The 699-nt window shown below is 24.9% G+C and carries 2 protein-coding genes; both read right to left on the reverse strand.

Annotated elements, in window-relative coordinates; translation table 11 throughout:
• On the reverse strand, nucleotides 1-187 hold a 187-nt coding region (locus KVT27_RS23405), incomplete at its 3' end, for a hypothetical protein (protein ID WP_217582052.1).
• Nucleotides 188-264: 77 nt separating this feature from the next.
• A partial coding sequence (locus tag KVT27_RS23410; RefSeq protein WP_217582053.1) for a DUF4145 domain-containing protein occupies nucleotides 265-699 on the reverse strand: 435 nt, incomplete at its 5' end.

Below are 699 nucleotides of genomic sequence, written 5' to 3' on the forward strand. Positions count from 1 at the left end.
TATCCGTTCCGCACAAGGCAAAATTAAGTTTATTTACAGTATTCATTGTACTATAAATAACACCATATTTTTCTTTTTCCAATCTTTTAAGACCAAAAGTTTTAATAGTACACAGAGTTCTCAAAAAAAATTTTTTGGCCTCACATGGAATGACATTAATTTTGAGTAAAGTAAATAACTGTTCCATGTATACTTTCCTAGTCCTTTTGCTACTTTTTTCGTTCCTCACAAGACAAAGATAAAATACAGGGTCTTGTTAAAACATTAATTATGCTTCGAGGACATTTTAACTTTAAATAATACTTTCAAAATAAATATAAATATATTAATTAATTTTTCTTTTCTCCCCTTAATATCTTTAAACATATTTTTAACCTCTTTTTGATTGCTAGAAGATAACTTTTTATAAATACTGTTTATATCATCGATGCTTATATCACGGTCAAATTCATGTGCCAAACTGTTTCTTACTTTTTTTATTTCAAATAGAACATTAATAATATCTGTAGGTAGTTTTTCCAATTTTTTTAGAGCTTTTAATTTATTATGAAAATCCATCCTTTTTTTATATTTACCGAATTTGTTTAATATCTCACTAATCATCTGCTCTATATACATTTGACCTTTTAAAAATATTACAAAAAGATTATCATTCGCTAAATATTCCTGTAATTTCTGTTCTAATTTATATGTTTCTTT

This window comes from Lysinibacillus sp. GbtcB16 (assembly GCF_019091145.1).
GTDB classification, from domain to species: domain Bacteria; phylum Bacillota; class Bacilli; order Bacillales_A; family Planococcaceae; genus Lysinibacillus; species Lysinibacillus fusiformis.